This is a genomic window from Mycobacterium sp. 1165196.3 (assembly GCF_001673415.1).
Taxonomy (GTDB): domain Bacteria; phylum Actinomycetota; class Actinomycetes; order Mycobacteriales; family Mycobacteriaceae; genus Mycobacterium; species Mycobacterium europaeum_A.
Genome location: NZ_LZLU01000143.1, coordinates 22,185 through 28,184, shown reverse-complemented (window position 1 = coordinate 28,184; position 6,000 = coordinate 22,185). Strand labels below are relative to the sequence as shown.

At 66.2% G+C, this 6,000-nt stretch carries 6 protein-coding genes and 1 pseudogene; 2 read left to right on the top strand and 5 right to left on the bottom strand.

Features of this window, described 5'->3' with window-relative positions:
* Positions 1-232: pseudogene (locus tag A5659_RS15625) on the bottom strand (sulfate ABC transporter ATP-binding protein); the annotation flags it as partial.
* On the opposite strand from A5659_RS15625, the gene A5659_RS15620 reads away from it, so the two are divergent.
* Complete coding sequence (locus A5659_RS15620; RefSeq protein ID WP_369829381.1) at positions 153-476, top strand: TOBE-like domain-containing protein; 324 nt, start codon at positions 153-155, stop codon at positions 474-476. The pseudogene A5659_RS15625 and the gene A5659_RS15620 overlap by 80 nt on opposite strands.
* Positions 477-600: 124 nt before the next feature.
* Here A5659_RS15620 and A5659_RS15615 read toward each other — a convergent pair whose 3' ends face one another.
* The 3 genes from A5659_RS15615 to A5659_RS28985 all read right to left on the bottom strand — a co-directional run bounded on the left by A5659_RS15615 (position 601) and on the right by A5659_RS28985 (position 3,189).
* Complete coding sequence (locus A5659_RS15615) at positions 601-1,344, bottom strand: phosphoadenylyl-sulfate reductase (protein ID WP_066862664.1); 744 nt, start codon at positions 1,342-1,344, stop codon at positions 601-603.
* On the bottom strand, positions 1,341-3,008 hold the full coding sequence (locus A5659_RS15610; RefSeq protein ID WP_067182321.1) for a nitrite/sulfite reductase: 1,668 nt from the start codon (positions 3,006-3,008) through the stop codon (positions 1,341-1,343). The genes A5659_RS15615 and A5659_RS15610 overlap by 4 nt, the downstream gene beginning before the upstream one ends.
* A 115-nt stretch (positions 3,009-3,123) precedes the next feature.
* The gene (locus A5659_RS28985; protein WP_353852123.1) at positions 3,124-3,189 is read right to left on the bottom strand and encodes an Ms4527A family Cys-rich leader peptide; all 66 of its coding nucleotides are present in this window, start codon (positions 3,187-3,189) and stop codon (positions 3,124-3,126) included.
* A 228-nt stretch (positions 3,190-3,417) separates the two neighbouring features.
* Between A5659_RS28985 and hemW the strand changes: the two genes are divergently transcribed.
* A complete protein-coding gene (gene hemW / locus A5659_RS15605; RefSeq protein ID WP_067182318.1) occupies positions 3,418-4,590 on the top strand; it encodes a radical SAM family heme chaperone HemW in 1,173 nt (390 codons plus the stop codon).
* Positions 4,591-4,607: 17 nt separating this feature from the next.
* Here the strand turns inward: hemW and A5659_RS15600 are convergent, their stop codons facing one another.
* Positions 4,608-5,849 carry a sodium-dependent bicarbonate transport family permease gene (locus tag A5659_RS15600; RefSeq protein ID WP_066868879.1) on the bottom strand — a complete coding sequence of 414 codons (1,242 nt, stop codon included), beginning with the start codon at positions 5,847-5,849 and terminating at the stop codon, positions 4,608-4,610.
* Positions 5,850-6,000: the final 151 nt, after the last annotated feature.

Genomic DNA, 6,000 nt, shown 5'->3' with positions numbered 1-6,000 from the left:
CGCTGGTCAACTCGACCCGCACCTCGAAGCCCAGCGTCACCACCCGGTCGACGACGGCGCGCACCACCCCGACGGACTCGGCCGTGCCGTCACCGCCGGCGATCGCCATATCGGGATTGCGGCCCACCCGGATATCGTGCGGGCGCACCAAAGTGCCGTTCAGGGTGGACACCGCACCGAGGAATGACATCACGAACGCGTTCGCCGGGGTGTCGTACACGTCCGTCGGGGTGGTGCGCGCCGTCGTCGACCGGGTGGTGACGCTGGGCTTCGAGGTGCGGGTCGAGTTGACCAGCGCGGCCACCGGCGGATTCTTCACCGCGCAGATCACCCGCGGTGACGCCGAGGCGTTGGCCCTGCGCGAGGGCGACACCGTCTACGTGCGGGCCACCCGGGTTCCCCCGATCGCCCTGGCCGCCAACGCAAGTCGTGCGGACGAGGCCGACCAGGATGAGAGCACCCTGACGTCGGCGTAGTCGCCGCATGAGAACCGCGGCCGACCACTATCCGATTCGCCAACGCGCTAGCGGATGCGCTATCGGTTTTCAGATCCACTCGTCGGTCCGATTCCCGTGGCGGAACCTGTCGAATGTTGAACTGCTATGACGCGTGCAAACCGCATTCGGTCTTGGCCCGGCCCTGCCAACGTCCGCTGCGCGGATCGGCCCCGGCCAGCGGCTTGGCCGTGCAGGGTTGGCAGCCGATCGACGAATAGCCTTCGTACATAAGCGGATTGACAAGCACGCCGTTGTCGTCGATGTAGTTCTGCACGTCCTCGTCGGACCATTCGACCAGCGGGTTGACCTTGACAAGCTTGAAGCCCTCGTCGAATCCGACCACTGGGGCGTTGGCGCGCGCGGCGGTCTCACCCCGGCGCAGGCCGGTCACCCAGGCGGAGTATCCGCGCAGCGTCTTGCCCAGCGGCGCGACCTTGCGCAGCCGGCAGCATTCGCTCGGGTCCCGCGCGAACAGGTCCTTACCCAGCAGCCTGTCCTGCTCGGCGACGCTGTGTTCTGGAGTGACGTTGAGCACCCGGATGTCGTACACGGATTCGATCGCATCCCGGGTGCCGATGGTTTCCACAAAGTGATAACCGGTGTCCAAGAACACCACCGGCACACCCGGACGCACCTTGGCCGCCAGATCGATCAGCACGGCCTCCTGCATGCTGGAAGCCACCACGTAATTGCAGGTGGCCCAGCCGCGGGGCCCGTTGATGCCGCCGAACGTTTCGTCGGTCCAACGCAACACGTCGGCGGCGCTGGCGCCCTCCAGCTCGGCCGCGCCGCGGGCGGCAAGCGCCCGCAATTCGGCTTCTGGAAGCTTGGTTGTTCGTTCGCTCATCGCAAATCGTCCTCGTCTGCCCTCATAGCCCACTGTGCGAAACGTTCACCCTCACCGCGATATTTCAGGAAGTTACGTGTGACCCGCTCGATGTAGTCGCCGAGCTCGTCGCTGGTGACCTTGTGCTGGCGCAGTTTTCGGCCGAATCCGCTGTCCAGACCCAAGCTGCCGCCCAGGTGAACCTGAAAACCCTCGACCGAGCCGCCCTCTCCGTCGTCGACCATCTGACCCTTGAGCCCGATGTCGGCGACCTGAATGCGGGCGCACGAATTGGGGCAGCCGTTGATGTTGACGGTGATGGGCACGTCGAGCTGGTCGTTGATGTCGGCGAGCCGGCGCTCCAGCTCGGGCACCAAAGACTGCGCCTTGACCCGGGTTTCGGCGAAAGACAACTTGCAGTACTCAATCCCCGTGCACGCCATCAGGTTCCGGCGCCAATGCGACGGCTTCGACTGCAGGCCGAGCGCCTCCAGGCCGGCGATCATCTCGTCGAGCTTGTCGTCGGGCACGTCGAGGATGACCAACTTCTGATACGGGGTGAGCCGGATCCGGTCCGAGCCGGCTTGTGCGGCGAGGTCGGCCACCGCGGTGAGGATGGTGCCCGACACCCGACCGGCGATGGAGGCGACGCCCACCGCGTTGAGCCCGTTCTTGAGCCGCTGCACCCCGACGTGGTCGATCGGGTGCCTCAGCGGCTCGGGGGCGGGACCGTCGATCAGCGGCCGCTTGAGGTACTCCGTCTCCAGAACTTCACGGAATTTTTCGATGCCCCAGTCCTTGACCAGGAATTTCAGCCGCGCCTTGGCGCGCAGTCGCCGATAGCCGTAGTCGCGGAAGATCGAGGTCACCGCGTGCCACACCTCGGGCACCTCCTCGAGCGGCACCCAGGCGCCGACCCGCTGGCCCAGCATCGGGTTGGTCGACAGCCCGCCACCGACCCACAGGTCCAGGCCGGGACCGTGCTCGGGGTGGTTGACGCCGATGAAAGCGATGTCGTTGACCTCGTGCACCACGTCCTGCAGACCCGAGATCGCGGTCTTGTACTTGCGCGGCAGGTCGGCAAAGTCGGGCTGGCCGATGTAGCGGCGCACGATCTCGTCGATCGCCCAGGTGGGGTCCAGCACCTCGTCGAGCGACTCACCGGCCAGCGGTGAGCCCAGGATCACCCGCGGACAATCGCCGCACGCCTCGGCGGTCTGCAGCCCGACCGCGGCCAGTCGCCGCCAGATTTCCGGGACGTTCTCCACCTCGATCCAGTGGTACTGCACGTTTTCGCGGTCGGTGATGTCGGCGGTGTCGCGGCCGAATTCGGTGGAGATCTGGCCCACCGTGCGCAACGCGGCCGCCGACAGCGCGCCGCCGTCGCAGCGCACCCGCATCATGAAGTACCGGGCTTCCAGCAACTCGGCGTTGTCGTCGCCGGTAAACGTGCCGTCGTAGCCCTGTTCGCGCTGGGTGTACAGCCCCCACCAGCGGAAACGCCCCCGCAGGTCGCTCTTGTCGATGCTGTCAAAACCGTCGCGGGCGTAGATCGTCTCGATGCGCTCCCGCACGTCCAGCGGGGCGCCGGCCTGCTTCATCTCTTCGTTCGGGTTCAGCGGCTCACGATTTCCCAGTGCCCATTGGCCCTCGTCACGGGCCTTCGCGGGTCGGGCGGTGGTCATCGGAAGTTCTCTCCTTCAAAAAGATCGCCAGCGCAGCGAGCGCAGTTCACCGACACTTTCGGGCGGCGCAAAACCGTCTGCCAGCTGGAGACACAGGGGGGCTGGGCCTACCACGTCAAGGCAGACAGATACAGCTGCAAACGCGCTTGAGATCAATGTGCCGTCGCGCCACGAGCACCATGTGCGGGCCGGGCTGGTTGACAGTCACGTCACCCATTGTGCCATGGATGCCGAAGGGCCATGCGAGCAGGTCAAATCTCGGCTCACGGTGATTAAAACTACCGGCCCGCAACCGGGGATCCCACCCCGAATGCCCAGGAGCACCGTGCGGTGAATCCATGCGGAACGGCCGCCGGTGCAGACGGGACCGACGGCCCCGGCCCACCCGCTCTTCGTGGGATCATTTGGCATGGCCATTCGCGAAAAACCGGTCGAGCTGCCCGACGTCGGGGCGGTCGCTGGGCGGCCGTTTGGCATCTATGTGCATGTTCCGTTTTGCGTAACACGCTGCGGCTACTGCGATTTCAATACGTACACCCCCGCCGAGCTGGGCGGAGTCAACCCCGACGCGTGGCTGAGCGCACTGGGGACCGAGCTGGAACTGGCCGCCGCGCGCGTGCAGGCACCGCCGGTGAACACCGTGTTCGTCGGGGGCGGCACGCCGTCGTTGCTGGGCGGTGCGCGGATGGCCACGCTGCTGGACATGCTGCGCCGCCACTTCACGCTGGCGGCCGACGCCGAGGTCACCACCGAGGCCAACCCCGAGTCGGCATGGCCGGATTTCTTCGACGCGATCCGCGCGGCCGGCTTCACGCGGGTGTCGCTGGGGATGCAGTCGGTGTCGCCGAGGGTGCTGGGCGTCCTCGACCGCATTCACACCCCGAACCGGTCCGCGGCCGCCGCCCGCGAAGCCTTGGCGGCCGGTTTCGAGCACGTCAGCCTCGATCTGATCTACGGAACTCCGGGGGAGTCCGACGACGACCTGCTGCGCTCGGTCGACACGGCGATCGAGACCGGCGTGGATCACGTGTCCGCCTATGCGCTGGTGGTCGAGGAGGGCACCGCGTTGGCCCGGCGGGTCCGTCGCGGCGAACTGGCCCCACCGGACGACGACGTCCTGGCCCACCGCTACGAAATGGTCGATGCGCGACTGTCGCAGGCCGGGATGTCTTGGTACGAAGTCTCCAACTGGTCGCGACCCGGCGGTGAATGCCGCCACAACCTGGGCTACTGGGACGGCGGCCAGTGGTGGGGCGCCGGACCGGGCGCGCACGGCTACCTCGGCACGACGCGGTGGTGGAATGTCAAGCATCCCAACGCGTATGCGGAACTGTTGGGCGCCGCGGAGCTGCCGGTGGCCGGATTCGAGCAGCTCGATGCCGACGCCTTACACACCGAGGACGTGTTGTTGAAAACGCGTCTACGCCAAGGACTTCCGGTTGGCCTGCTCAGTTCCGCCGAGCGCGGCCGCGCCGACGGCGTGGTCACCGACGGGCTGTTGGTGTCCGACGGTGACAGGCTGGTGCTGACTCCGCGCGGCCGGCTGCTGGCCGACGCCGTGGTGCGAACGATCCTGGGGTAGCGGCGTCGTCCGCGCGGTCAGACCCCGAACCAGCGCTCGAAGACGCGGGCGATCTCGATGTAGAGCGGGATGCCCACGGTGACGTTGTAGGAGAACGTCAGACCCAGTGAGGCGGCCAGCGGCAGCGTCGGGCTGGCCTCCGGGATCGCCAGGCGCTGGACCGCGGGGACGGCGATGTAGGAGGCCGCACCGCAGAGAACCGCGAACAGCACGTAGGTTCCGGTCTTGAAATCGGTGTGGGTCAGCGACGCGTAGCTGCAGGCGACGATAATGCCCAGCGTCGCAAAGACATTCGGTGCCACCAGGCCGAACACGATGAATCCGGGCCCGGCGGTGCGAAGGTCCTTCAGTTTGCGCGACGCCGTCATGCCCATCTCGAGCAGGAACAGACACAGCACGCCCTGGAAGGCCATCACGAAGAATTTGTCGTCGTCGGCCACGACCTTCTGTCCCTGCAGCCCGCTGACCAGACCGATGATGATGCCCCCCATCAAAAGGACGAGGCCAGGATTGAGAAAGACTTCCTGAAACAGCTCCCGGGAGAAGATGGGCACCCGCTTGCCCTTCGGGCGCGGCGGGCTCTGGTCGGGCTCCCAATCCGGATGCTCCAGCTTTTCCAGCGAGAGCTCCAGCTCCTGCTCGATGGCCGCTTCCTCCTGGCTCTCGAGGCTCTGGCCGTGGGGAGGGCGCGCGGCGGTGCCCGGGCCGACCCCGACCTTGACCGGCGGTGTGTAGCCGGCCTCGTCGGGCATATAGCCGGCGGAGTCCATGCCCCGGTGGCGCAGTCGCGCAACGAAATACAGCGCCACCAGGCAGCCCGGAATCTCCATGACGGCCAGCATCACCGGCATGTAGGCGTTGAAAGCGATGTTCACCGCGGTCAGGACGGCCACGCAGGTGGCGAAGGTTCCCGCCGAGTCAGACCCGTAGTAGCCGGCGATCGTCGCGCGGTCGACTTTGCGTAGCGATTTCAGGCGGCTGAGCCCCAAATAGGCCAACCCGCCGATCAGGCAGTTCAGCGCGAAGCCCAACACCATGAAGCCGACGATGGCACCGACGCTCGATGCGCTGACCTGGGCGAGCTCTTCCCCGCCGTGCCAGCCGATGGCCAGCAACAGGTACATCGTCAATCCCTGATAGATGACATAGGGGAATTCGAACCGCACCTTCAGGATGGGAATCAGAAATCCGAAGTAAAAGAACAGCAGTAGCGGTTTGAACAGGTTATGGGTGAAGTTGTGCCAGAACTCTTGCAGCATCGATGCCTCCGTTGGTTAAAGCGCTGATCTGGGGAAGCACCGTCCGCAAGCGGAGCAACCACGAAACATCCCGACGACCGTCAAGAATTTATCCCCGCCGCCGGCCCGTCGCCACTTGAAAGCACACAGGGCGGCGGCGTGTCCCGTCGCT